Annotated in this window: 23 protein-coding genes and 3 pseudogenes; 20 read left to right on the top strand and 6 right to left on the bottom strand. The window is 63.9% G+C overall.

Features of this window, described 5'->3' with window-relative positions; genetic code table 11:
- Positions 1–50: 50 nt before the first annotated feature.
- The 5 genes from ASE63_RS04560 to solA all read left to right on the top strand — a co-directional run bounded on the left by ASE63_RS04560 (position 51) and on the right by solA (position 5,596).
- Positions 51–578, top strand: a complete 528-nt coding sequence (locus ASE63_RS04560) for a GNAT family N-acetyltransferase (RefSeq protein WP_056797267.1) — start codon at positions 51–53, stop codon at positions 576–578.
- A gap of 26 nt (positions 579–604) precedes the next feature.
- Positions 605–2,374, top strand: a complete 1,770-nt coding sequence (locus ASE63_RS28710; RefSeq protein ID WP_082609661.1) for an amino acid ABC transporter permease/ATP-binding protein — start codon at positions 605–607, stop codon at positions 2,372–2,374.
- Positions 2,375–2,420: 46 nt separating this feature from the next.
- Positions 2,421–3,365: an ABC transporter substrate-binding protein gene (locus tag ASE63_RS04545; RefSeq protein WP_056797264.1), complete on the top strand. Its 945-nt coding sequence runs from the start codon at positions 2,421–2,423 to the stop codon at positions 3,363–3,365.
- 91 nt (positions 3,366–3,456) lie between these two features.
- On the top strand, positions 3,457–4,368 hold the full coding sequence (locus tag ASE63_RS04540; protein WP_244491286.1) for an ABC transporter substrate-binding protein: 912 nt from the start codon (positions 3,457–3,459) through the stop codon (positions 4,366–4,368).
- 37 nt (positions 4,369–4,405) lie between these two features.
- Entirely contained in the window at positions 4,406–5,596 is a 1,191-nt protein-coding gene (solA, locus tag ASE63_RS04535) for an N-methyl-L-tryptophan oxidase (RefSeq protein WP_056797260.1), read from the top strand.
- A 34-nt stretch (positions 5,597–5,630) separates the two neighbouring features.
- Here the strand turns inward: solA and ASE63_RS28235 are convergent.
- From ASE63_RS28235 to ASE63_RS04525, 3 genes and pseudogenes are all read right to left on the bottom strand, one after another.
- Positions 5,631–5,750, bottom strand: a pseudogene (locus tag ASE63_RS28235) (cysteine synthase A); the annotation flags it as partial.
- A 46-nt stretch (positions 5,751–5,796) separates the two neighbouring features.
- Complete coding sequence (locus ASE63_RS04530) at positions 5,797–7,131, bottom strand: DUF1214 domain-containing protein (protein ID WP_056797661.1); 1,335 nt, start codon at positions 7,129–7,131, stop codon at positions 5,797–5,799.
- A 182-nt stretch (positions 7,132–7,313) separates the two neighbouring features.
- Complete coding sequence (locus tag ASE63_RS04525; RefSeq protein WP_156410195.1) at positions 7,314–7,478, bottom strand: hypothetical protein; 165 nt, start codon at positions 7,476–7,478, stop codon at positions 7,314–7,316.
- Positions 7,479–7,680: 202 nt separating this feature from the next.
- On the opposite strand from ASE63_RS04525, the gene ASE63_RS27085 reads away from it, so the two are divergent.
- The 14 genes and pseudogenes from ASE63_RS27085 (at position 7,681) to ASE63_RS04455 (ending at position 23,265) form a co-directional block, all read left to right on the top strand.
- A complete protein-coding gene (locus tag ASE63_RS27085) occupies positions 7,681–8,130 on the top strand; it encodes a hypothetical protein (RefSeq protein WP_156410194.1) in 450 nt (149 codons plus the stop codon).
- Positions 8,131–8,986: 856 nt separating this feature from the next.
- Complete coding sequence (locus ASE63_RS04515) at positions 8,987–10,474, top strand: DNA methyltransferase (RefSeq protein ID WP_056797251.1); 1,488 nt, start codon at positions 8,987–8,989, stop codon at positions 10,472–10,474.
- Between the two features lie 11 nt (positions 10,475–10,485).
- Positions 10,486–10,953: a DUF5681 domain-containing protein gene (locus ASE63_RS27675; protein ID WP_056797248.1), complete on the top strand. Its 468-nt coding sequence runs from the start codon at positions 10,486–10,488 to the stop codon at positions 10,951–10,953.
- Positions 10,946–12,427: a phage terminase large subunit gene (gene terL, locus ASE63_RS04505; protein WP_162261718.1), complete on the top strand. Its 1,482-nt coding sequence runs from the start codon at positions 10,946–10,948 to the stop codon at positions 12,425–12,427. The genes ASE63_RS27675 and terL overlap by 8 nt, the downstream gene beginning before the upstream one ends.
- 220 nt (positions 12,428–12,647) lie before the next feature.
- A pseudogene (locus ASE63_RS04500) lies at positions 12,648–12,891 on the top strand (transposase); the annotation flags it as partial.
- Positions 12,892–13,106: 215 nt separating this feature from the next.
- Complete coding sequence (locus ASE63_RS04495; protein WP_056797242.1) at positions 13,107–14,009, top strand: LysR substrate-binding domain-containing protein; 903 nt, start codon at positions 13,107–13,109, stop codon at positions 14,007–14,009.
- Between the two features lie 227 nt (positions 14,010–14,236).
- Entirely contained in the window at positions 14,237–15,253 is a 1,017-nt protein-coding gene (locus tag ASE63_RS04490) for an ABC transporter substrate-binding protein (RefSeq protein ID WP_156410192.1), read from the top strand.
- A 77-nt stretch (positions 15,254–15,330) separates the two neighbouring features.
- Positions 15,331–16,194, top strand: coding sequence for an amidohydrolase family protein (locus tag ASE63_RS04485; RefSeq protein ID WP_056797236.1), 864 nt, complete (start codon positions 15,331–15,333; stop codon positions 16,192–16,194).
- Positions 16,184–17,278 carry an ABC transporter ATP-binding protein gene (locus ASE63_RS04480; RefSeq protein WP_056797235.1) on the top strand — a complete coding sequence of 365 codons (1,095 nt, stop codon included), beginning with the start codon at positions 16,184–16,186 and terminating at the stop codon, positions 17,276–17,278. Before ASE63_RS04485 ends, ASE63_RS04480 begins: the two co-directional genes overlap by 11 nt.
- On the top strand, positions 17,275–18,129 hold the full coding sequence (locus ASE63_RS04475) for an ABC transporter permease (protein WP_056797232.1): 855 nt from the start codon (positions 17,275–17,277) through the stop codon (positions 18,127–18,129). The genes ASE63_RS04480 and ASE63_RS04475 overlap by 4 nt, the downstream gene beginning before the upstream one ends.
- Positions 18,126–18,938 carry an ABC transporter permease gene (locus tag ASE63_RS04470; RefSeq protein ID WP_056797230.1) on the top strand — a complete coding sequence of 271 codons (813 nt, stop codon included), beginning with the start codon at positions 18,126–18,128 and terminating at the stop codon, positions 18,936–18,938. The genes ASE63_RS04475 and ASE63_RS04470 overlap by 4 nt, the downstream gene beginning before the upstream one ends.
- Before the next feature lie 46 nt (positions 18,939–18,984).
- Positions 18,985–20,613: a class I adenylate-forming enzyme family protein gene (locus tag ASE63_RS04465; RefSeq protein WP_056797226.1), complete on the top strand. Its 1,629-nt coding sequence runs from the start codon at positions 18,985–18,987 to the stop codon at positions 20,611–20,613.
- Positions 20,614–21,184: 571 nt separating this feature from the next.
- Complete coding sequence (locus ASE63_RS04460; protein WP_056797223.1) at positions 21,185–22,042, top strand: tyrosine-type recombinase/integrase; 858 nt, start codon at positions 21,185–21,187, stop codon at positions 22,040–22,042.
- A 16-nt stretch (positions 22,043–22,058) separates the two neighbouring features.
- Positions 22,059–23,265: pseudogene (locus ASE63_RS04455) on the top strand (IS91 family transposase).
- A gap of 504 nt (positions 23,266–23,769) precedes the next feature.
- Here ASE63_RS04455 and ASE63_RS04450 read toward each other — a convergent pair.
- From ASE63_RS04450 to ASE63_RS26390, 3 genes are all read right to left on the bottom strand, one after another.
- On the bottom strand, positions 23,770–24,843 hold the full coding sequence (locus tag ASE63_RS04450) for an AI-2E family transporter (protein ID WP_056797220.1): 1,074 nt from the start codon (positions 24,841–24,843) through the stop codon (positions 23,770–23,772).
- 190 nt (positions 24,844–25,033) lie between these two features.
- A complete protein-coding gene (locus ASE63_RS28230; protein WP_244491285.1) occupies positions 25,034–25,300 on the bottom strand; it encodes a hypothetical protein in 267 nt (88 codons plus the stop codon).
- A gap of 99 nt (positions 25,301–25,399) precedes the next feature.
- On the bottom strand, positions 25,400–25,657 hold the full coding sequence (locus ASE63_RS26390) for a hypothetical protein (RefSeq protein WP_082609659.1): 258 nt from the start codon (positions 25,655–25,657) through the stop codon (positions 25,400–25,402).
- An 11-nt stretch (positions 25,658–25,668) separates the two neighbouring features.
- Here ASE63_RS26390 and ASE63_RS26385 point away from each other — a divergent pair, with 11 nt between their 5' ends.
- Complete coding sequence (locus tag ASE63_RS26385; protein ID WP_082609658.1) at positions 25,669–25,914, top strand: hypothetical protein; 246 nt, start codon at positions 25,669–25,671, stop codon at positions 25,912–25,914.
- Position 25,915 lies beyond the last annotated feature (1 nt).

Raw genomic sequence — 25,915 nt, 5'->3', positions numbered from 1 at the left:
TTTGCACGCGGTTCGCCGAACGGTTTCTCGCCTGAGGAAAGGAGACACTGATGGCCGATTTCTTCTATTCGACCAGCCCGGTCGATCCGCTGGCGCAACCGCTCGTCCAAGATCTGATCCGCGAGTATGACGGCCGCTACGGCGACGTTCCCGGCCGGGATCCGGCCGTCGTCGAGCTGCACCGCTATCCGCCGGAGCTCTTCCTGCCGCCGCGCGGCCAGTTCCTGCTCCTGCTGCGCAACGGCGAGGCGATAGCGGGTGGAGCCTTCATGCTGCAGGCGGAAGAGGGGACGGCCGAGGTCAAGCGCGTCTGGTCGCGCCCCGACCTGAGGCGGCAGGGGCTCGCGGCCCGCATCGTCGTCGAGCTCGAACGCCTCGCGCTGCGGCAGGGCTACAGCAATTTCTATCTGACGACCGGGAGCCGCCAGCCGGAGGCCGTCGGCCTCTATCTGTCGCTCGGCTACGAGCCGCAATTCGACCTGAACGTCGACGCCACGAAATTCAGCCTGCTCTCCTTCCGCAAGCGTCTTGCCGTTCCGGCCAGGCCCTCGGCTGAAGCCATCGCCGTCCCGGCCTGAACCCTTATCCTGCAAGAGGATCCCTCATGACACTCGCCGTCGACGGCTCCGCAGCCGCCGCGCCTGTACCTCAGGTGCGCTTCGACGCGGCCGGGTTGCGCATCGTTCCCGCCCGCCATCCCTGGCGCATCGTCGGCGGGGCCTTCGCGCTTCTCGTCGTCTTTGCCGTGGTCAACTCGGTGCTCGGCAACCCGCGCTGGGGCTGGGATGTCTTCGCGGAATGGTTCTTTGCCGAGCCGGTGCTCGTCGGCCTTGGCCGCACTTTGCTGCTTACGGTGCTCGGGGCCCTGTTCGGCTTCAGCATCGGCGCCCTCCTCGCGCTGGCGCGCCTGTCGGGCTCCGCACCGCTGGCGGCGGTGTCCTGGACCTTCGTCTGGATTTTTCGCTCGATTCCGCTGATCGTCCTGCTGCTGATCCTGAACAACCTCGGCTACCTCTACGAAACCGTTTCGCTGGGCGTGCCGTTCACGGGCTGGACGTTCTTTTCCTATCCCACCACGCATCTGATCAGCCCCTTCATGGCGGCTGTCCTGGGCCTGACGCTTAACCAGGCGGCATTCTCGGCCGAGTTCATCCGCGGCGGGTTGCTCGCGGTCGACCAGGGCCAGCACGAGGCGGCCGCCGCGCTCGGCCTGCCCCGCAGGCGGCAATTCTCCCGGATCGTGCTGCCGCAGGCGATGCGGGCGATTATCCCGACGGCCTTCAACGATCTCATCGGCCTCGCGAAGGGCACGTCCAACGTCTATATCCTGGCGCTGCCGGAGCTGTTCTACACGGTGCAGGTGATCTACCGCCGCAATCTGGAGGTGATCCCGCTCCTCATGGTGGCGACGGTCTGGTATCTCGTCATCCTGACGGTGCTGTCGGTCGCGCAATCGCAGATCGAGCGCTATTACGCGCGCGGTGCGCTGCGCCAGCGCCCGCCCTCCATCTTCGATCCGCTGCTGCGCCTTTTGGCGCGCAAGACCGTTCCCGCCGAGGCCGGAACCGCTGGCCTTGCCGAGCCGGCCGCTCCCGCGCCGCTGGCCTGGCGTCGCGGCGGCGAGATCGCGATCCGCAGCGTGTCGAAGAGCTTCGGTGAGTTGAAGGTTCTCGACGATGTCTCGCTGACGCTGCCCTCCGGCTCCGTCACCGCCGTCATCGGCCCCTCGGGCTCGGGCAAGTCGACCCTGCTGCGCTCGATCAACCATCTCGAACGCCTCGACCGCGGTGCAATCACGCTGGACGGGCAGCTCATTGGCTATCGGCAGGAAGGCGAGCTGCTCTACGAGCTGAATGAGCGTGAGGTCCTGCGCCGGCGCGTCGACGTCGGCATGGTGTTCCAGAATTTCAACCTGTTCCCGCACCTGACCGCGCTGGAGAACATCGTCGAGGCGCCGATCAATGCGCGTGGCATCGCACGCCCCGAGGCGGAAGCGGCTGCCCGCGACCTGCTCGCCCGTGTCGGTCTCTCTGACAAGGTGAATGCTTATCCGCGCCAGCTTTCCGGCGGCCAGCAGCAGCGTGTCGCCATCGCCCGGGCCCTCGCCCTGAAGCCCAAGGCGCTGCTCTTCGACGAACCGACTTCGGCCCTCGATCCCGAACTGGTCGGAGAGGTTCTCGCCGTCATCAAGGAGCTCGCGCATTCGGGCGCGACCCTCGTCATCGTCACCCATGAAATCGGCTTCGCCCGCGAGGTCGCCGATACGGTCGTCTTCATGGACGCCGGCCGCATCGTCGAGGCGGGCCCGCCCGAAAAGGTGCTTGGCGCACCCGAACATCCGCGCACCGCGGAGTTCCTCGCCAAGGTGCTGTGATCCGTCCCTTCACGACGTGTTTTCCCGGACATCGAAAGGCATATGCATGACCTATTCCTCCTCTCTTTCGCGCCGCGCTGCGCTCGGTATTGCGGCCTCCGCCGTACTTTTCCCTTCCGTCGCTTTCGCGCAGCAGCAGTTCGACCTGACCTCCGCCCAGAAGGGCCAGCCGCGCGGGCAGGCCGTTCCCGAGGCGGTCAAGCTGCTCGGCAAGGACGTCAAGCTCGTCAAGCCGGGCACGCTCACCATCGCCACCACCGGCACCCGTCTGCCGTTCGGCATTAATTCGACCGACAACCAGAAGATCATCGTGGGCTCCGAGCCCGACATCGGAAGGCTCGTCGCAGACGGTCTCGGCCTCGAACTGGAAGTGGTGCAGGTCGCCTGGGCCGATTGGCCGCTGGGCGTGATCTCGGGCAAGTATGATGCGGCGATCGCCAACATCACCGTCACCGAGCAGCGCAAGGAGAGGTTCGACTTCTCGACCTACCGCAAGGACCAGCTCGGCTTCTATGTCGGCAGCAAGAGCGCGATCAAGGAGATCGCCAAGCCTGAGGATGTCGCAGGCATCAAGGTGATCGTCAGCTCGGGCACCAATCAGGAGCAGATCCTGCTGCGCTGGATCAAGGCCAACGAGGCCAAGGGTCTCAAGACCACGGAAATCCAGTACTACGACGATGACGTCGTGCTCTATCTGGCGCTCGAATCCGGGCGCGCCGACGCCTATTTCGGCCCCAACGGTACCCTCGGCTTCAAGGCCGCGCAGACCGGAAACTCGCGGCTCGTCGGCTCGTTCTCGGGCGGCTGGCCGGAAGTCGCCGAGATCGCGGTGACGACGAAGAAGGGCGCCGGGCTCGCCGAAGCGATCACCGCCGCGCTCAACGGGCAGATCAAGAGCGGCGCCTACCAGAAGTCGCTGGCACGCTGGGGGCTGGCGCCGGAGGCGATCGAGCTTTCGCGCACCAATCCGGCCGGCCTCCCCAAGAGCTGACGAACAAGCACGCGGGGCTCGAGCCCACGCGCGGTACGGGGCGCCCATGGAAGGCGCCTCGCTTTCCCGGAGCAAACCCATGTTCACCCGCATGGCGGCCGTGGCCGCCACAGTTATCGTCGCTTTTGCCGGACCCGTCTGTGCACAGGGCATCTATGATCTCAGCCCCGCCCAACCAGGTCGGCCGCACACCCAGCTCAATCCAGCTGCAGTTGCTGCCATCGGCAAGGACTACAAGTTCGTGGAGCCTGGCGTCCTGACTGTCGCGACCAACGCCAGCACGCCGCCGCTGGCGACCTATGCCACGGATTCTGCGACGCTGGTCGGTGCGGACCCGGACGTCGCGCAGCTGATCGCCGACAGCCTGGGCCTCAAGCTCAAGCTGGTGCCGACGCCCTGGGCCGATTGGCCGCTGGGCGTGACTTCGGGCAAGTACGACGCGGCGATCTCCAATATCGGCGTCACCGAGCAGCGCAAGGAGAGGTTCGACTTCTCCAGTTATCGCGCCGGGCTGCACGGCTTCTTCGTCAAGGCCGACAGCAAGGTCGAGAAGATCGCGGATCCGAAGGACGCCGCGGGATTGCGCATCGTTCTCGGCGCCGGCACCAACCAGGAGCGCATCCTGCTCGAATGGAGCAAGCAGAACGTTGCGGCGGGCCTCAAGCCGATCGAGCTGCTGGCCTTCGATGATGAGCCCAATCGCCTTCTGGCGCTTGCCTCGGGCCGTGCCGATGTGATCGTCCAGCCGCATGCACAGCTCCTTTTCATCCAGCAGCGCGACAAGAACGTCAAACGCGTCGGCGTGCTCAGCGCGGGCTGGCCGGAACGTTCGGATGTCGCCGTCGCGACCCGCAAGGGAGCCGGGCTGGCCGTGGCCATCACGCTGGCTCTCGAAGGCGCCTATCGGGACGGCAGCTTCGATGCCGCGCTGAAGCGCTGGGGCGTCGAGGAGGAGCGCCTCGACAAGCCCGAGACCAATCCTCGCGGCCTGCCGAAATATTGACGGCGCCGTTCGCTGTTCAACGGAGCGCACGATTGTCATGAACCGGCAAACGGCGGACGTCGTCGTCCTTGGCCTTGGTGCCATGGGGGCGGCCACCCTGTTCCAGCTCGCATCGCGCGGCGCCGACGTTCTCGGCGTCGATCAGTTCCATCCCCCGCACGACCTCGGCTCGAGCCACGGCGAGACGCGCGTCACGCGCCTGGGCGTCGCCGAAGGACCGGCGCTGGCGCCGCTGGTCAGGCGCTCGCATGAAATCTGGAAGGAGCTGGAGGGCAGGACCGGCGAAAGCCTGTTCGGGCAGGTCGGCTTCTTGGCCATATCGAGCGAGCCTCCCCAGCCCGGTGCAACCGACTATGTCGAGCGCACGCTGGCTGTCGCCCGGCGCAGCGGCACACGGCATGAGCTGATCGATACGGCCGAGGCGCGTCGCCGCTACCCCTGGCTGAACGTTGCGGAAGGGGACAGGGTCTATTTCGAACCCGAGGGCGGCTATCTGCATCCTGAAGCCTGCGTCGGGGCACAGCTTCGCCTCGCCGTAGCGGCCGGAGCGCGGCTTGCGCTGGACAGGCGGGTCGGAGCCATCACCCCGCGCGGCGACCATGTGGAGATCGCGACGGGCGAGGGCACGATCCGCGCCGGCCGCGTCGTGGTCAGCGCCGGCGCCTGGGCCGGCCGGCTGCTTGGCCCGCATGTCTCCGCGCTGTTGCGCCCGACGCGCGAGATTCTGCACTGGTACCCCCTCGAGCCTTCGGCGCCGGCGGCCTGGCAACAGGCGCCGGTCTATATCTGGTCCTATGGGCATAGCCCGGAGGAGGGGTTTTACGGGTTCCCCGCTCGCGACGGCGCCGTGAAATTGGCGCATGGTGAGAAGACGCGCACCGTTGATCCGGACGATTTCGACCGGTCGAGCGAGGAGGCAGAATCGCGGGCCTTCCATGCGCGGTCGATCGAGGGGCGCCTGAAGGGGCTGCGTCTCGATGAAACCCGACGCAGGACCTGTCTCTACACCGTCTCGCCGGATGGCGGCTTCATCATCGACCGATGGCCGGAGAGCGAGCGCGTGCTCATCGTCTCGCCTTGCTCGGGGCACGGTTTCAAGCATTCGGCCGCGATTGGCGAGGCCGTCAGCCAACAGCTCCTGGATGGTGCAAGCCGCATCGATCTATCGTCCTTCGCACTGGATCGATTCAGCCATGTGCCGGCCTCGGGCGCGGGCTTGGGGAGTTAGGCGGCTCGCGAAAACCCTTCGGCCTCAGGGGAGGCTATTCGTCGCCGACATAGGACAGATAGCGTTCGCCGCTATCCGGGAATATGGCGACGATGGTCTTTCCCGCATTCTCCGGCCGTGTGGCGAGCGTCAGCGCGACATGCAGCGAAGCACCGCGACCGGGCCGTGGGATGATAGGCTATTGCCTCGCCCTTCAGCGCTCACTGCCGCTTGACTAATGGTGGCAGGAAATAGGTACCATTCGCCACCCCATCGATCGGGCCATAGAAGCGGAACGTCAGGCGATAGACTGATCCCTTGGGCGTCGGCAGCCAGTTGCCGTCCGGAGCATCCGACGGCTTGTCGGCCGCGAAATGCAGCGTCAGCGAGCCATCCGGATTATACTGCGGCTTCGTCTCGCGATTGAGCAGGAACCGGTTGGTCGGATTGGGCAGCACCCGGAAATGCGTGGTGTCGACCGCGATGACGGACCAGAAATACTTGGCGAAGCTTTGCGGCAGTTGGTCCTTCGGGAACGTCATCGTGTACGCGTTGCCGCCGTCGAGGTGAACGCCGGTGCCGTCGGTGCTGGCCCGATAGTACATCACCTCCGGCATCACATTCGCCCAGATGCCGCCATAGGTTATCAGCGTGCGCGCGATGTGGTCGGTGTTGTAATTTCCCACCGCAGCCGGGCGCGCCCATCCGTTGACGATCCTGCCATGGCCGATCGGCGGCCCATACTTGGCGAAGTCGCCATGCGCCCGTTGCTGAACAATCTTCGCGATACGTGCGCGCTCGGCCGGATCCTTGATCGCTCGGGCGATGGCTCGGGCGCTGGCAGCGTATTTTTCCAGCCCGGGATTCAGGTCGGGCTCGCTGTCGAGTGCCATGTCGGCAAAGTCGAAGGCCTCGACGCCTGGGAGCTTCTCGAGGTCGAACACCAGCGATCTGGGCACTTCAGGCAATTTTGGCGAACCGGTTGCGCGGAATTTGAACTCGTGTTGCAGGCGGACCGCCTCGTCCCATTCCTCACCGAGTTCCACCCTGAGCAGAACGCGAGAATATTTCACTGGCAGGTCGATGCGCTTCACGTCCGCGGGCAAGGCCACATTTGCACCGCGCAGGCAGACAGCGAAGTCTCCGTCAGGCCGATGCGGAAAGACGCGTTCGTTGATGTTGGCGAGCGTTTCGTCCCAGCCGTTGAGGAACTGAACCGTGTAGTACCGATCAGAGATCTTGGGCACAGTGACGATCGTGCAGCTCGATTCATCGATCGCTACCCACGCTTCGGAATAGGCCACGTCGAGGTTGGGATTAGGCCAGTCGACTGCGCCGGGTTTGCGGTGGACCAACTCGTTCCACTTGAACTCGCTCTCGAAATCGAGCTGCTGCTGCCGCAGGACGAGTAGCCGGGCAAACAGGTAGAGCCAGGCGTCGGCGACATCCTGATCGGAAACCTGCGTCGTTTGCGCGCCTGCTCCTTTGTCCGACATCGGTGTGAATATCGCGCCGAGCGTTACGAGGGCCCCGATCAAAGCTGGCAAGGGCTGCATCGCGTCCTCCAAGGCTTGGGTTCACCCGATTGGGGCCGGGTTCGGACGGCTCACTCGTCAGGGGCTTGTTCGTGCTTCAATATCCCGGATCATGCGCTCGCCACCTGACATTCAGCCGACAGGTTCGATGCAAAGTCTTCGGGTGTCCAGCCTGTTCTCAAACACCCTGACAGTAGCCCTGCTTATGGTCCGCACCGGGTCTCATACAGCTTCGCGGCAGCAGCAATATGATTTGGGGCGTGTCCCAGGAACGCCAGCAGTAAACTGTCGATCTCTTTCACCTTATAGCTTTCCGGGTTCTCGCAGAACGCAACGTAGCGTTTTAGGTCATCGAGCCAGTCGGTCATGTGAAACGCGACATCCCGCGCGATCTCGGGAGGCAAGTCCATCTCTGCCAAAGCCGCGTGCTCAATGCGCTCTCGAACCCGTCCAGCGTCGAATATCCCGTGCCCTCCGCAACTTGTCAGCAATCATGCGGGTAGCGCTGGGTTCCCGCAACTTCCGCAACGGGTCGTTTCCAGGCCTCTCAGCTTCGGTGATAATCTGCGCATGAAAGATTGGATCGAGCACTTCCGAGCTGCGGCTCATTCGCTCCCCGTCTCACATGTTTGGGGAGGCCACGGCTCGGCTCTCTTTGTGGAGCTTGGCCGATCAACGCCCACAACACGTCGAGACGGTCGCCTCGGTCATGCCGAAGGTGAGGTCGGCTTGATGGTCGAGTGGAGTTGGCGCATCGAGAACGAGCGTTCAATCGTATGTGGCAGTTGGAGCGATGAAGTGCTTTGGGAGCCGAACTTCGCCCGTCTCGTCGGTCAACGGGTCGATGACATCAGGACATTCGGTCGCCTGCCCGAGATACAGCTTTCTCTGTCTGGTGGCTTTCACATCGCTTCGTTCATGACGGCAGAGGGCGACCCTGAATGGACATTGTTCGATAGGCGCGGGCCAAAAACCATCACCGTGAGCTGCCGCTCCGGGGTTGTCGCCGAGTGTGAGTGAGATGTCCGTCACGGGTCGAGAGCGGACCCATGACTTCCGCAGGCCAGGCCACTTGATGTTAATGACCACTTGCTAGCGTTCTTGTCCCACGCTCATGAGATGCGGGATGCCCATGTCTGGACCTGAACAGTTCAGTTGCTCGCGCTGCGAAACCACTATGGACGTTTCCACTGTGGTTTGCCCTGTCTGCGGAGTTCCACGAGCAACGGGCCGCCAAAAAAAGCGGGAGCAGATTCGGTTCATTCTCGCTGTCGTCGCCAGCGTAGCGATTATCGTGCTGTGGCAGTGGTGGCGTGGGCCGGCCTAGGCGTCCGTAGCGGGTCGGAGCCAGACATCGCCGGCGGAGGTGCAAGAGATCACGCCGGGCCAGAGCCAGAGCGACATCAAATTCCCCGGCTCCTGATGTAAAATGCAAAAGATCGCGCCGGGCTACACACAGAGTCAGAGCGACAGCCAGAAGAGATTGAAAATCAGGCGCTTGGGAGAAACTGGCTGACGACGCAGTCAGAGGCGAACCGGTCTGCGTTGAATCGGTGCGGTCGATGCCTGACTTCACTGCTCTGAGGGAAATCTGCAGGGAAAATCAGTGCTGTGAAGGGGGAGTGTCCAGCAGTTCCCCAGACGGAGTGGCTCGCTCGCCACGTACGCTGTCTTTGTCAAAACCCTTTTTTATCAGGCGCTTGCAGCGGATGGGGCGATGGTGTAGGAGTGATTCTGTCTAGCGGCAGATTCCTTCGGGAGCAATCGCGGACAGCCCTCGGCCTATCTGGGCCGGACCACCGCAGATCGCGGTGAACGTTGCCGGGATCCCTCGGTGCGCGGGCTGACCTCTTGCTCCATCCGAAGGATCAGTGTCATGAGCCACAAGCTCTCTTGTAAACCTCGCATCTCCACGAAAAACAAGGACGCCGCGTCGCCGCCGCATCGGCGGGCGACCAAGAGCGCCGAGTCGAAGAAGACGGCCGAGGCCTTCTTGCGCGACCTGAATTTGGAGATCGAGCAGGTCTCGACTGACGGCCTCAAGCCGTATAGGCGCGCTTTGCGCGATCACACGCCCGCATACATCGAGGAGCTGAAGGGGTCGATCAAGGCCTTTGGCGTGGTGCAGCCGCTCGTGATCGATCAGGACGGTGAGATCATCGGCGGTAGCGGCCTGTTCAAGGCGGCCCGCGCGCTGGGCTACACGACCGTGCCCGCCGTCCGGATCGGCCACCTCGATGCGGTCAAGAAACGCATCTTGCGCGTCGCCCTCGGCAAGCTGGGTGAGAAGTCGGGCTGGGACAAGAAGCAGCTCGGTCTGGAGTTCGGCGAGCTCTTCGAGATCGAGCGCAAAATGGAGCTCGATTTGGGCCTTGAGTTCACGGGCTTCAGTTTCCCCGAGATCGATCAGCTGACCCAGGCCGCCTCGGCCGATCAGGAGGAAGAGGCGGACGAAGCCTTGCCCGATGACGTCCCCGGCATGCCGGTCAGCCAGCTCGGCGATGTCTGGCTGCTGGGTGACCACCGCCTGACCTGCGGCGATGCGCGTAACAAGGCGACGTACGAAGCCCTGCTGGGGGATAAGCGGGCGGCGATGGGCATCCACGATGCGCCCTTTGACGTCCCGATCTCGGGCCATGTCGCCAAGCCCGGAAAGCATCGTGAGTTCGTGATGGGTTCCGGTGAATTGGGGGCCAACTTCATCCCGTTCCTGACGGGCTTCCTGACCGCGAGCACGGCCTTCCTCGCGCCAGGCGGTTATCAGTATTGTTTCATGGACTGGCGCCACATCGGCGAGATGCTCGCGGCCGGGGAGGGGGCTGGCCTGGACCTGAAAAACCTCTGCGTGTGGAACAAGGGCTCCGGCGCGATGGGGTCGCTCTACCGGTCGCAGCACGAACTTGTCTTCGTGTTCAAGGACCCGCGGCAGTCTGGCGTCAACAATGTGCAGCTCGGCAAATTCGGGCGGAACCGCACCAATGTTTGGGACTACCAGGGCGCCGCAGGCCTGCGACAGGAGCTTAAGCTGCATCCGACGCCGAAGAACGTCGCGATGATCGCCGACGCTGTGCGCGACGTCACGCATCGCAACGATATTGTCCTCGATAGCTTTTCCGGCTCCGGCACGACCATCATCGCCTGCGAAAAGGTCGGGCGCCGTGCCCATGCGAGCGAACTCGATCCGCACTATGTCGATGTCAGCGTTCGCCGCTGGGAAACTTGGTCCAGCGGTTGCGCTCGCCACGCAGCCACCGGCTTGACCTTCGCCGAAATGGCCGAACTCCGTATGCGTCATGTCGCGCCCACGACCTCCGAAGCCCAGCCGAACTTCAAAGTGCGGCAGCGGTCGCGGCAGGTTGCGTGAGGTGACGTGCCATGACCCGCAAGATCCCGAAAATTGCCACGGCCGACTATGAGGTCGGTCGTGGCAAGCCCCCGAAGGCCTCCCGCTTCAAGCCGGGACAGTCCGGCAATCCCGGTGGACGCAAGAAAGGCAGCCGCAACTTCAAGACGATGTTCCTCGAGGTGCTCGAGGCTGACACAGAAATCACTGAGAAGGGCCGTGGGCGGATAGTGCCCACAATCCAAGCTCTCATGCTCAGCCAAGTTCAAGAAGGCTTGCGCGGGAAACTGCGCGCCATCGATAGCATCTTCGCTCGTTATGAGCGCTACACTGAATTCAATGCCGAACAGACCGATGAACTGCCGGAAGATGATGAGATGCTGTTGCAGCATGCCCTCGCCGCATACGCTGGCCGGAAAACGCCTGTTGCCTCGAAATCCCAGATCCTGCCGCAGGCCGATGATGACGAGGATGACGACAAGGAGCATGATCATGGCTGATCGCGGTCGTCTCTTGCGGATGTTCCTGCGCCAGAATCTGTCTGTGTTCAGCCAGAAGGTCTTTGGCACGCTCGAGCCTGGCACCCCCTATCTGCACAACTGGCACATCGATCACCTGTGTTGGCAGCTGATGCGGGTCGCACGCGGCGAGGTTCGCCGACTCATCATCAATGTTCCGCCGCGCTCGATGAAGTCTATCACCGTATCGGTTGGCTTCACCGCCTGGGCGATGGGTCTGGATCCGACCAAACGCATCATCTGCGTTTCCTATGCAGATGATCTCGCACGCAAGCTCTCGGTCGACACACGCACGGTGCTCGATAGCCCGTGGTACAGGGCGGTGTTTCCCAAGCTTCAGCTGGCTTCTAAGCGTCCGCGTAACATGGAACTAATCACGACGGAGCAGGGCTATCGTTTTGCCGCAGGTATCAACGGCGCGATCCTCGGCCGCGGGGCGGATCTCATCGTCGTCGACGATCCGATCAAGGCGACTGACGCCTTGTCGGAGAGGGAACGGCGGCGGGTGAACGAGGCTTTCGATAACACCCTCCAGACCCGCCTGAACGACAAACGGAGGGGCGCGATCGTGATCATCATGCAGCGCCTGCACGAAGACGACCTCGTCGGGCATGTCATTGGCCGGGAAGACTGGGAGGTCGTCTCGATCCCGGCCATCGAAACCGATGCCAGGACCTACCAGCTCAGTGATATTCCGGGCCATGTTTATACCCGCCAGCCCGGCGAGGTTCTTCATGAAGCGCGCGAGCCGCTGACGGTCCTCGAGCAGATGCGGCGTGCGCAGGGTTCGCTCACCTTCTCGGCCCAGTATCAGCAAGCTCCGATCCCACCGGAGGGGAATATCGTCAAGCGCGAATGGCTGCGCTCTTATGATACGCGGCCCAAGATCTTTGACTTTATCGTTGCGAGTTGGGACACCGCTTCGACGCTGTCGGAAAGCGCGGATTACTCGGTTGGCACCATCTGGGGCGCGAAGGGTCTCGACTTCTATCTGCTTGATCTGGTGCGCGAGCGTTTTGAAGTGCCGGAGTTGAAGCGGGAAATTGTTCGTCTGTCGAAGGCCTGGGACGCCGATCAGACAGTCATCGAGGACACCGATATAGGCAGAGCGATCGCGCAAGATTTGAGGCGGTCCGGCGAATGGCGCGCCATCTTGCGTAAGCCACGCTACGACAAGCAGACGCGCTTCATGATGCAGTCGGCACGCTTTGAGGCTGGTCAGGTCCATGTTCCGCAGGAGGCGCCGTGGCTGGCCGGCTGGCTCAACGAACTCCTCGCGTTTCCAAATGGGCGCAACGACGATCAGGTCGACTCTACCAGTCAGGCACTTAGCTATCTGACCGCACGCACGCATCCGCCACACGCGGCCCAGACGCCACGCGAGCGCCCCCAGCACGTTCGCAGGCCCGCTGGATTTGCGCGGATGAACGGCAATCCAGCAAGGCAGCCTCGATGAGACACGCTGGGCGTGAAGAGCAGCTAGATGTGATTACGATCGGTGAAACGCGACCGGTATGGCAAAGAGCTTACACTGGATCCGCTCAGTTACGTCTGACAAGCACGCCGTTAAATGTCCGATCCGCCGGAGGAGCGCAGGCGGTTCGAATTTAGCAGTGACGTGAGACCCTGATCTCCCTCCAGATTTGAGTAGAGTCCGTCACTCATGGAGACGGACGATGCGCCCCTCACGGTTCACGGAAGAGCAGATCATCGGGATGCTGAAGGAGCAGGAGGCCGGAGCAGCGACGGCTGATGTCTGCCGCAAGCACGGCATCTCCTCGGCGACCTTCTACAAGTTCAAGGTATGACGGGATGGACGTGTCGGACGCCCGCCGGCTGAAGACCCTCGAGGACGAGAACGCCCGTCTCAAGAAGCTGCTGGCCGAGCAGATACTCGACAACGCGATCCTGAAGGATGTCGCCGCAAAAATATGGTGACGCCCGACGCGAGCTGAGTGCCAATTGCCCAGTCGTCGGCGAGCCCTGATGGCTGACCTGAGCGCGGTTGCAGGCCTTGTCACCCCCCGAACCTAGCAGCGAGTGCTACCCTAAAACGGCCTCGGTCTCGCCCATCGGCGCCTCAGGCGATAATCTTTCCTGATTCATGCCCAGGCTGGAGATTGACCTTGATTACAATGCGGCAGCTGGAAGTTCTTTGTGCCGTGATCGAGACCGGTTCGATCACGCGCGCCTCCCAGCGCATCAATCTCTCGCAGCCGGCTGTCAGCAAGTTGATCGCGGCTCTCGAGATGCAGACCCAGCTCTTGCTGTTTCGGCGGGAGCATCGGCGCCTCGTAGTCACGCCGGAGGCTCATCGGCTATATGAGGAAGCGCGGCGCCTGTTGACGGGCATCACCGACATCGCCCGCCTCGCAGAAGAAATGCGTTCCTTGAACTCGGGAACGCTGTCGGTGGCGAGCCTCTTCGCGACCGGACACCGGTTGGTGCCCAGCGTGCTCGGTCGGTTCCTGCAGGAAAGGCCGGCCGTGAACCTGGCCTACCAGGTTCGAAGCTCGAACAAGATCATGCAATGGGTGGTCGCCAACCAGATCGATGTCGGCATCGCGATGACCTCGATCGACCATGATTCCGTGGAGAGCGAGACCCTCTGCTCCGTGAATGCGGTGTGTGCGCTTCCGCCTGACCACCCGCTCGCGACCCGCGACAAGATCACCGCCGACGATCTGGCCGGAAACCGCTTCATTTCCTTTGGATCGGAGGGGAGAATGCAGGCGATCGTCGACGAGACGTTCGACGCGCTCAATGTGAAACGCCGCGTCATCGGGCGGGTCTACAACTCCGCTACGGCTTGCGGCCTCGTCGCGCAAGGCCTCGGAGTCGCGATCGTAGACCCGTTCTCGGCCGCGGATTTTCTAGGCAGGGGAATTGTCACGAAGCGCTTCGAGCCGCGTGTCGAATACACCTTCAAGCTGCTGTTCCCGCGCCTGCGAGAGCGCAGCTGCCTGCTCGAGGCATTTCTGCCCGTGCTGAGATCCGCCGCGGCCGAATGGGTCGCCGATTGCCAGGCGCAGTGCTGAGGCCCCCCGACGTCACTCCGGCGGGTTCGCATAACTTTGTGGAATGGATAGCGAATATCTTACGATTTGACCGCTTTGCCGCGGCGATTGCACGTTGTCGAACAGCGGGGGACGCTCGAATGCCCCCGCCTTGAGGGAAACGGGACATCGTCGAAATGACCAATTCATCGAGCGAAGGCAATCAGCCGAAACTGACTCGACGCAAGCTCCTGGCAGCTGGCGCTACCATGTCTGTCGCCGGCGCCATGCCGAGCTCCTGGGCGGCGGCCGAACCGGCCAAGCCGAAGGCGATCGTCGTCAATACCTCCGGCGGCGTGGTTAACAAGGTCATGCGGAAGGCCTACTTCGCCGAATTCGAGAAGCGCTACGGCATCCGGGTGATCGACACGAGCCCGGCCGACACGGCGAAGCTGCGCGCGATGGTCGGCTCGGGCAATGTCGAATGGGACGTGACCGAGATTTCGGGTCAGGACGGCGTCCTCGTCGAACGCCTCGGCCTCCTGGAGCCGCTGGATCTCTCCATCATCGACCTGTCCCGCTTTCCGGAACACCTGAAGCAGGTGAAGTATCTTTTCCCCCGGACGGTGTATTCGACGGTTCTCGGCTACCGCAAGGATCAGCTCAAGAACGGGCATCCGGTCGGCTGGAAGCAGTTCTGGGACGTCAAGGCGTTTCCGGGCCGCAGGTCGCTGCGCAACCACCCGACCGACAACCTCGAATTCGCCTTGCTGGCCGACGGTGTCGCGCCGGACAAGCTCTATCCGCTGGATGTCGACCGGGCATTCCGCAAGCTCGATGAAATCAAGCCCCACATCAATGTCTGGTGGACCGCCGGTGCGCAGCCGGCACAGCTGCTGATCGACGGCGAGGTCGATCTGGCTTCCGGATGGAGCGGTCGCTTCTACGATCTCGTCATGAAGGAAGCACCCGTCGCCATCGAGTGGAGCGGCGGCGCGATCAAACAGAGTGACTTCGCCATCCCGAAAGGCGCAAAGAACGCCTATTGGGGGCAGAAATTCCTGGCCGTGATGGCGGAAGCGGAGCGCCAGGCGATCTACACCAACGAGCTGGGCTATCCGGGGCTGAACCTCGACCAGGTCAAGTTCGTCGAGCCCAAGGTCGTGCCGCATCTGATCACGAGCCCGGACAATCTGGCGAAGCAGTTTTTCCTCGACTCCGTCTGGTGGGCGGATAACGGGTCGGCCGCCATCGAGCGGTGGAACAAGTGGATGCTCAAGGGCTGATCGCCCGAAGCAGTCCGATCGCCGGCGGGCAGGCCCGCCCTGCCGCCGGCCCTCCCCAACTATCTGGTATCGCAAGCATGATTATCGACTACAGGGTTCGCGTGCCGATCGATGAGATCCGGCGCGTGATGATGAGCGGGCATCTCAAGGGCTATCGCCGCGTCTATGGTCAGTCGGCCAGCCAGGTCGACTACGACGCCTGGTGCGCGCGGCCGTTCGACGACTTTCTTGGGCATCTCGACGAGGCCGGCATCGCCAAGGTGCTGTTCCAGGCGAAGGATGTCGAGACGACCTTCGGCGCGAAGCTGTCGAATGCGCTCGTTCACTCGGTAGCGCAGCGGGCGCCCGGCCGGATCATGTTCGGCGCATCGGTCGATCCGCACAAGGGTGCCGCGGCGCTCGACGAGATGGAGCATGCTGTCAAGACTCTCGGCGCCGTCGAGGTCAATTTTCAGCTCTTCGAACTGAAGCTCTTCGCTGACGACCCGATCATGAAGCCGTTCTACGCGAAGCTGTCGGAGTGGGGCATCCCGGTGGGTCTCCACACGGGCATGAACTTCTCGGATTCCATCCCGATGGAGTATGGCGACCCGATCCGGATCGACCGTGTCGCCTGCGAGTTTCCCGACCTCAAGATCGTCGCATGCCCTCCGGGATTTCCCTGGGTCACACAGATGGTGGCGGTCGCCTGGCGGCATCCGAACGTCCATATCTGCACGGCGCCGGTTCGGCCGAAATATCTCGGCAAGCCGGGCACCGGCTGGGAGCCTCTGCTGACCTATGGCGACAGCGTTCTGCAGGACCGGCTGATCTTCGGCACGTCCTGGCCGCTGCTGCCCTTCAAGCGTTCGATCGACGAGATCCGTGCGCTGCCGCTCAAGCAGCAGACGATCGACAAGTGGCTCGGCGGCAATCTCGCAAGGCTCCTGAATGTCGACTGAAACGCCAACCGATCGTGCCGAGATCCTAGCGGTTCGAGGCGCGCGCAAGAGCTACGGGCAGGTGCAGGCACTGGAGAGCGTCAGCCTGTCGGTCGGGGCCGGCGAGTTCGTGACGCTGCTCGGCCCGAGCGGGTCCGGAAAAACCACGCTCCTGAAGGCGATCGCAGGGTTCGAAGACATCGATGAAGGTACGATCCGGCTGGGTGGAGAGGACATCACCGACGCACCGCCGGGCCGCCGCAACATCGGCATGGTGTTCCAGAACTATGCCCTCTTCCCGCATATGACGGTCGCGCAGAACATCGCCTTTCCCCTCGAGATGCGCGGCGTCTCTCGGGCGGAAATCGCCAGGCGCGTGGAGGACGCGCTGACGCTCGTCGAACTTGGCGGATATGGCGCGCGCCTGCCGCGCGAGTTGTCCGGCGGGCAGCAGCAGCGTGTGGCGCTGGCGCGCGCGACCGTCTTCAGTCCTCGCCTGCTTCTGCTCGACGAGCCGTTCAGCGCGCTGGACCGCAAGCTTCGCGAGAACATGCAGGTCGAGTTGCGGCGGCTGCAGCAGCGCCTCGGGCTGACGACGGTTTTCGTGACGCATGATCAGGAGGAAGCGCTTCTCCTCTCCGATCGCATTGCCGTGATGAGCAATGGGCGTATCGAGCAGCTCGGCAGTCCGGATGCGATCTACGACAATCCTGCCAATTATTTCGTCGCCGGCTTCGTCGGCGAGGCCAATCTCGTCAGGGCCCGGGTGGAAGGCTCCGGAGCCGGACAGTCCCTGCGCCTGGCGACAGGCGAGGCGCTGGCGGCGGAGCTTCCGCCAGGCTTCGAAGCCGGTCGCGAACTGCAGCTCGTGCTCAGGCCGGAGCGCATCCGCTGGCTCGATCAGGCAGGTGACGCCAGCAACAGCTTTGCCGCAGTCGTCGTGGAGCATCTGTATCTGGGGCAGGACAGCAAATATCGGGTCCGGCTCGAATCCGGTCTCGAACTCGTCCTGCGTCGTCAAAGCCTCGGCACCGATCGTCCGCGGCGGCCGGGCCAGACCGCCTTCGTCGGCTGGCAGGCGAGCGACATGCGGATCGTGCCATGAGCACCATCGCCCTGCCGTTCAAGGCCCGGTCCAATGAAGGCCGGCAGCAACGCTTCTATCTTCTGCTGGCCGCTCCCGGCTTCCTGCTGCTGGCCGTGCTCTTCGCCTTTCCGTTGTTCGACCTGATGCGGCTGAGCGTCGAGAACGGCAGCCTCTCGCATTACCATCAGGTCCTGTTCGGCGAGGTCTACGTGCTTGTCTTCGCCAATACGGTGAAGATCGCGATAGTCGTGACGTTGCTCTGCGCCGTGCTGGGCTATCCGGTGGCGCATTTCCTGGCGACGGCGCCGCGCTGGTGGGCCCTGTTCGGCCTGCTCTGCGTAGTGCTGCCGTTCTGGACCAGCCTGCTCGTACGCACCTATGCGTGGATGATCCTCCTCGGCAACAACGGGATCATCAACCGCCTACTGGTCGGATCCGGCCTCGTGGAAAGGCCATTGCCGCTGATGCACAACGAGCTCGGCGTCACCATCGGCATGGTCCATGTGCTGCTCCCGTATTTCGTCTTCCCCGTCTATGCGGTGATGGCGCGGGTCGACCGTACGCTGCTCAGCGCCGCGGAAGGGCTCGGTGCGCCGCCCTGGCAGATCCTCCGGCGGATCTATCTGCCGCTGACCTTTCCCGGCGTGGTCGCCGGCTGCACGCTGGTCTTCATCCTCGCCCTCGGCTTCTTCATCACGCCGGCGCTTCTGGGCGGCGGCAAGGTCATGATGCTCGCCCTGCTCATCGAGCAGCAGGTGTCGCAGATGCTGAACTGGGGTCTGGCCTCGGCGCTCTGCATGGTCCTGGTCGCCGCGATCCTGCTGTCCTACTGGGCCATGAAACAATCGGCGAGAAGGGGAACGGCATGACACGCCGCGGACGCCAACCCCTCGCTCGCCGGGCTGCATCGGTCACGTTTCACGCCTTCTGCGGCCTGATATTCCTGTTTCTCCTGCTGCCGCTGATCGTCGTCGTCCCGATTTCGTTCAGCGACTCCACCTATCTGCAGTTCCCGCCGCCGCGCTATTCGCTGCGCTGGTACCGTGAGTTTCTCGGCGATCCGAACTGGCTCGATGCCGCCTGGCGGAGTCTCAAGATCGGGGTGACGACGGGCGTGATGGCGACTGCGCTCGGCACGCTGATCTCGATCAGCCTCGTGCGCGGGAGTTATCCGGGCAAGAGCGCTCTCGAGCAATTCGTGATGGCGCCGATCGCGCTGCCCAGCATCGTCTATTCGGTGGCGGCCTATAAGCTGTTCTCGACCTTCCAGCTCGTGGGGTCGTGGCAGGGAATAGCCCTGGCTCACACGATCCATGCGCTGCCGCTGGTCGTGCTCGTCGTGGGATCCTCGCTTCGCACGATCGACGTCTCGACCGAGCTAGCCGCCCAGGGGCTCGGGGCCAGCTGGATCACGGCCGTCCGCCGCATCACTCTGCCGCAGATCCGGCCGGCACTGGTCTCCGCAGCCTTCATCGCCTTCATCAGCTCGTTCGACGAGCTGGTGATCGCGATGTTCCTCGGCGGGATCAACGTGACGCTGCCCAAGAAGATGTTCGACAGCATCATGTACGAGATCGATCCGACGATCGCAGCGGTGTCGGTTCTGCAGATCGCGCTCGTCGTCATCGTCCTTCTCGTGATCGGCCGCCTGGGAACGGGTGTCCGCCCCACCGCCTGACCCAGCGTCAACCCTCAAAATCCGATCTCAATACCGGTCCTCCATCATGAAGAACGACGCCCGCCTCCACGATCTTTCGACCGCCTCGGAGCGCTTTCGCCGCATCGAGAGCGAGCCTCTCCCGCCCAATCTGGGCGCGCTGGTCGATCAGCTTGCCGAGGAAGTGCCCAACCACCCGGCCTGGCATTTCTTCGAAAGCGGCGAGCGCATCACCTTCGGCCAGCTTCGGCAGGAGGTGAACCGGCTCGCCAATGGCCTGGCCGCCATCGGCGTCTCGCCTGGGACGCATGTCGGCGTCATGCTGCCCAACGTGCCGGCCCTGCCGCTGACCTGGCTAGCCCTGGCGCGTATCGGCGCCGTCATGGTGCCCGTCAATGTGCGCTACACCGCGCATGAGCTCGAATACGTCCTGGATGACAGCCAGGCGAGCTTCCTCGTGGTCGACGCGGAGTTCCTGCCTGCCGTCGCGGCGCTGCGCCAGCGCCCTGGCTTCGATGCGGGTGTCGTCCTGCACGGCGGTGACGTTGCCGGCCTACGATCGTTCGATGCGATACGCACCGGCCAGGATGCGATCTATCGAGGCCCGGCGCCGGGCACGGACGATCTCCTCAACATCCAATACACCTCCGGCACGACCGGCCTGCCGAAGGGCTGCATGCTGACGCATCGCTACTGGCTGACAGTCGGCAAGGTCCACGCCCGGTGCGACGACCAGAATTACGAGCGCATCCTGATCTCGCTACCGTTCTTCTACATGACGGGCCTATGGCAGCTGATGATGGCATTCTACCAGCAGGCCTGCGTCTGCGTCGCGGCGCGCCAGAGTGCCAGCCGCTTCATGGATTGGGTTTGGGAGCACGAGATCGACTTCTGCATCTATCCCACGCTCGCCTACAAGCAGCCGCTCTCGCCACGCGATGCGTCGCACCGGGTCAAGCGCGCCAACATCTACGGCTTCCCGCCGGGCGACCATTCCGGACTCGAGCAGCGGCATGACTTTCATGCGCGCGAAGGGTTCGGCATGACGGAGATCGGCTCGGGCATGATCGTCCCGATCGAAGCGCAGGACACGGTCGGCTCGGGCTCATGCGGGATACCCGCGCCGTTCCGCGAATGCAGGATTGCCGACGAGAACGGAAACACCGTCCCGGTCGGCTCGGTCGGCGAGCTGCTGGTCCGCGGGCCGGGGATCATGAAAGGCTATTATCGCAGGCCCGAGGCCAACCAGTCGGCATTCTGGGGCGAGTGGTTCAGAACGGGTGACCTCTTCCGGCAGGATGAGCGCGGCTATTTCTACATTCTCGGCCGCACCAAGGATACCGTCAGGCGCTCGGGCGAGAACATTGCGGCGCGCGAGGTCGAATCGATCCTGCTGGAGATCGCGGAGATCGCGGAGACGGCCGTCGTCCCGGTGCCGGACGAGCTGCGCGGCGAGGAGGTCAAGGCGTATCTAGTCCTGCAGCCCGGTCTGACGGAAAGCGATCTGCCGCCGGAAAGGGTCATCGACTACTGCAAAGCCAAGCTCGCCGTCTTCAAAGTGCCGCGCTACCTGGAATATCGGACCGCGCCGCTTCCCCGAACCGAGTCCGGTAAGATCTCGAAACCGCCCTTGCTCCGCGAGAAAACCGACCTTCGCAGCGCCAGCTGGGACCGTGTCGAGAATATCTGGCGATAACCGTCACCAAGCGTTCGGCATGCGCCATGTGTGGACGGCTCTCCGTTGGCAAGGGTTAGTTGGACTGCGGTAACGCTGGTCGGTGCGGCCATGTGTTCGACCTGTCGTTGCGGCACATAAAGCCGCTGGCCATAATGCCTTCCGCGTGGACGGGTCCCGACCAATTCCGCGCGCTTGGAGGCGCTGTGGCGCAAGAGGGTTTTCCTGTCCTTCGGTATCGACCGGCTGGATGCGTTAGTCCGTCGGTGCCCTTCCCAAGTTTGTCCGCACCGTGACGATATCGATCGGAGCGCGGACCCACATGGACTGGAGCAGAAATCGGTCCGCAAGTTCGAGGTCCCGAACTGGGATGGCGCTTACCCACTTCGGGAATGCTCTCGGAACGAGCTTCCCCGCGGGCCGCTCTGCCCGCTCGTGTCTGGAAAAAAGCTCACGGCTGCGCCGCGCCATAGGACTAAGCCGCTCTCGCGGCAGGGTCGGGGTGTGTTGCTGGCGTTGCGGGTGATGATGTAGGGACGGCCGTGCCGTCTGAGGATCGAGGGGTTCACCTCACCTCAGACGGGAGCCTCCCATGAGCCCTGACGCCATCTCTCCGCTGCGCCAGCGGATGATCGAGGACATGACGATCCGCCGGTTCGGCGCCCACACGCAGCGCGACTATGTGCGGCAGGTGCGCGAGTTCACAGCCTTCCTCGGGGTGCCGCCAGATCGGGCCGAGCCAGAGGATCTGCGGCGCTATCAGCTTCACCTGGCTTCGCTCGGTGCCAGCTACGCCCGAATGAACCTGGCCTGCACGGCGCTGCGGTTCTTCTTCCATGTCACGCTGGGCCGGACCGGCTTCGGTGACCGTATGGCGCGGATCCCGACGCCGGAGCGCCTGCCGGTGGTGCTGAGCACCGAGGAGGTCGCCCTGCTGCTGGCCCATGCGCCGAACCTAAGGGACCGGGCGGCGCTGAGTATCGCCTATGGCTGCGGCCTGCGCGTCTCGGAGATCGCCAGCCTCAAGGTCTCCGATATCGACAGCGCCCGCATGCTGATCCGGGTCGAGCAGGGTAAGGGCCGCAAGGACCGCTATGTCATGCTCGCACCCGACCTGCTCGATCTCCTGCGGCAATGGTGGCAGGTGAAGCGCTCGCGTGGCTGGCTCTTCCCCGGCCAGCAGCCGGGCCAGCCGATCACGACGCGCCAGCTCAACCGGGCCTGCCATGCCGCGGCCGTCACCGCGAAGCTCGACAAGCGGGTGTCGATGCACACGCTCAGGCACAGCTTCGCCACGCATCTGCTGGAGCGGAAGACCGATATCCGGGTGATCCAGGTCCTGCTCGGCCACAGGAAACTCGACACCACCGCCGTCTATACCCGCGTCGCACTGAAGACGCTGCGCGAGGTGACGAGCCCGCTCGCTCTGCTGGCGCCGCCGCCACCATAGCGGCCCCGCGCCGATCATGGCGCGGCCTGCGCTGGAGGTCGCGGACATCCTGAACCGGCATGGCGAGGCTTATCTTGCGCGTCATCGGCTCAGCCGCGGCCAGCTCAAGGTGATGGGTGCGATCCGGGCCTGCCGCACGGCTTCGCTCGGCGGCCATGTCATGCGCTGCGGCGACTGCGATCACGCGACGATCGCCTACAACTCCTGCCGCAACCGGCATTGCCCGCGCTGCCAGGGCGCGGCGGCGAAGGACTGGCTCGCGGACCGGCAAGCCGATCTGCTGCCCGTGCCCTACTATCATCTCGTCTTCACCCTGCCGGCGCCAATCGCAGCGATCGCCTCCCAGAACGCTCTACGGCCTGCTGTTCAGGGCCGCAGCCGAGACGCTCGCCACCATCGCGAGCGATCCCCGGCATCTCGGCGCCCGCATCGGCTTCGCCAGCGTCCTGCACACATGGGGATCGGCGATGACGCATCATCCCCATCTCCATATCATCGCGCCCGGCGGTGGCCTCTCCGGGGACGGCTCGCACTGGATCTCGTGCAGGCCCGGCTTCTTCCTGCCCGTGCGCGTGCTGTCGCGCCTGTTCCGCCGGCTGTTTATGGAAGGGCTCGCTGACCTGCATGCGGCCGGGCGGATCGCCTTCCATGGCGATCTCACCCATCTGGCCGAAGCGGATGCCTTCGCCGCCATGCTGGCGCCGCTGCGCCGGGTCGACTGGATCGTCTACGCCAAGCGCCCCTTCGGCGGACCCGAGGCCGTGCTGGCCTATCTCGCCCGCTACACCCACCGCGTCGCCATCGCCAACAGCCGCCTCGTTGCCATGGATCGGCACGGGGTCACGTTCTCCTGGAAGGATTATCGCGCCCGCTCGGCCGGCAAGGCCTGGCGCAAGACCATGACGCTGACGCCCCACGAGTTCATCCGCCGCTTCCTGCTGCACGTCCTGCCCGACGGCTTCCATCGCATCCGCCACTACGGCCTGCTCGCCTCGAGCAGGCGCGCCGACACCATCGCCCGCATCAGGCAGATCATTGCGGCGCCGATCCCAGCGGCAACGACGGTAGATCGTGAAGCAGAGATCTCTGCCGAACAATCCGATCCGGTCGATGAGCAGAGGCCTCCTTGCCCATGCTGCGGCGGTCGCATGATCCTCGTCGAGCGCTTCGCACCGGGCACAGCGCCGCGCACCATCCTCGCCGTCAGGATCGACACGTCATGACGATGGCGACGCGGCAAAACCCGGACCGATCAGCGCCGATCTCGGCCAGAGAACGGGCGATCCCGTTCGGCCCGAAGGCGGAAACGGAGATTGCGACGATCGTAGATCGAGCGCGGGTTCTGGAGAAACCGATCTTCCGCGCATCTCGGTCGCAGCATCGCGCCGCCGTTCTGTGCCTCGCTCGATCCCGCAGACCACGCCGCGCGCCGAAATCCCCATAGCCCACGGCCCCGGGCCGCGGCTTCCTCCCCTGGAGGGTCTCAGACGCGGGCCCAAGAGCCTCGTCAGCAATGCCGCGCAGGGGCCCGCATCTGAGACCCTTCACATAAGCAGAAGTAGCCGCACTGCCCGCAAGCAGACATTCACAGGCGAACCTCCATGCTCTGCTGGCGCCCCTAAGCCGACGCGGGGAAGGTCTGCTTCGGGGCAATCACCATCAGAGAGCAGCCGATGACTACGCGCCCCCAGCTGAGCTTTGTCGACGACAACTGGATAAGGGACAGGTCAAATCGGATGTTGCTGCAGCCATTCCAGCAGCAGAACATAGCTGACCGCCAGAAGCACGGGCCCCACAAAGATACCGAGCAGCCCATCGACGATCATGCCGCCGAGAACGCCGATCAGGATGATCGGCATCGGGACTTCGAGTCCTCTGCCGAGCATCAATGGCCTGAGAATATTGTCGCTGAGGCCGACGACGATGTTCCAGATGAGGAAGATCACGGCCGGCTGCGTCGTCTCGGAGTAGAACACATAGGCGACGACAGGTAGCGTCAGCAAAATCAACGGCACCTGCATGATACCCAGCAAGAGCGCCACGAGCGTCAAAGGACCGGCGGCTTGAAGTCCGATTGCGAAGAATCCGAAACCCAGGAGCAGTGACTGGACCACCGCCACGCCAACCACGCCCAGCCCCACGCCGCGGATCGTAGCTGCTGTCAGTGCGACCAGTTGCGTTGCGCGAGCCTCATTGCCGGTGACCCGTTCGAGCGCGCGGCGAGCGAATTCCGAGGCATTCGGCCCGTGGGCGACGAGCGCGGCGGCGATCGCAAATGAAACGACGAATGACAGTTCACCGATGGCGAGACCGCCCGCGAATGACGCGAACCATGCCAACGGGCCGCTGACCAAATGGCCATATTTCGCGAGCCCAGCCGGCAAGTTGGTGGCGACAAGAGACCAGATCTCCGTCAGCTTCTTGCCGACAAGAGGCGCGCCGTCGAGCCATAACGGTGGCTGCGGCATCGTCACGCCCTGGCTCTGGAAATTTGAGATCAGCGAATAGAGGGACGTCGCCAGGGACGTCACCAGTATTACCATCGGCCCCAGCATCAGCGCGACACCGATCATCCCGATCAGCAGCGCAGATCCACGATTTCCAAGTCGCGGCACCAGACGCAGATGCAGCGGATAGAGCATCACCGCGAGGATCGCCGACCAGATCAGAAGGAAACCAAAAGGAAGCACGATCCGGGCACAGGCATACACCAGCGTGCCAACGAGCCCCAGCCGGATCGCGGCATCGATCGTGGTCGAGGGCGCAACCGCGTCGCGGGGTTTCGGCGCATTCCTGTCCATCGCTCAGGTCCTCGCCCAATGCGTCGCGCAAGCTTTAGCCAGCCCGGACCTCCCCCGACCGACTTTGCCAAGGCAAGGAAGGCATTCGTAGGTCCACCCTGACGGGCGACGACGAGCAGCCCGTTGCAAGGCGCCCGGCTGCTCGCGCGCGGCCTGATGCACGCGGCCTGATGCACGCGGCGGGCGGGTGTCAGCGCCTGCCTGCCCGATTGACAGGGCCGCCGCGGTTCATGGGCGTCCCGGCCCGCACTCCTACTCCTGGTGCTCCGACACCAGGGGTGACAGCGGCACGCGCGACCGGCCGCGGCCGCAGCACGACGCCGGGTCTTACGATGCAGCCGGCAGGATAGTTGACGTACTGGCAGTAGACTGCAGCATCTACGTCTTCGCTGGCTGTCGTGACGAATGCAACGACGAGCACCGACAATGCGATCGGGAGCTTCATTTTGACCTCCATCAACCATTCTTCGGGGTAGGCCATACAAGCCGGCGCGGGGTGGAGTGCTTCAAGGGCTCGATATCGAACGTGACCGGGAGGCATCACCCGCATGCTTGATCAAATCGTCATCAGCGCGATCAGGACCGGCCCCCAGGCCGTGAGCAAAATGTTGCCGATCGCATAAGGCACCGTGTAGCCGAGTGCTGGAATGCTGCTCTGGGCCTCGTCCTGTATCGCCCTGAGGGCCGCGGTAATCGTGCCGGCGCCGGCGTCACGGCCAGCATCTCGAAATAGGGCCGGTGAGCTGGTGTGTCGCCCAGAGACGACGGCAACACGTCCACGGGGTCCGCCAGCGAAAGATCGACCGCCTGCCACTCCTTGGCGTCGTGCTTGTAATTGCCGGTGATGATCGCAAGCGAAATCCTCTTGGCGAGGGCGAGGAAGCCATTGGCATCATCGCCCTGCAACCGCGCCTGCAGGGCCGCAATCAGATCCCACCCGGGAAAGGCGTGGAACTCTTCGATGGCCCCGAGTTCCTGCAGCGCCGCCTCCACCTCGCCGCGGGCCTTGTCGCCCTGGGCCCAGAGGCGCGCGGCCGCATGCAGGTCGCGCCAGCGATCGGTACGGCCTGAA

Source organism: Allobosea sp. Root381, assembly GCF_001429395.1.
Classification (GTDB): Bacteria; Pseudomonadota; Alphaproteobacteria; order Rhizobiales; family Beijerinckiaceae; genus Allobosea.
This window is presented reverse-complemented; position numbering and strand designations above follow the sequence as displayed.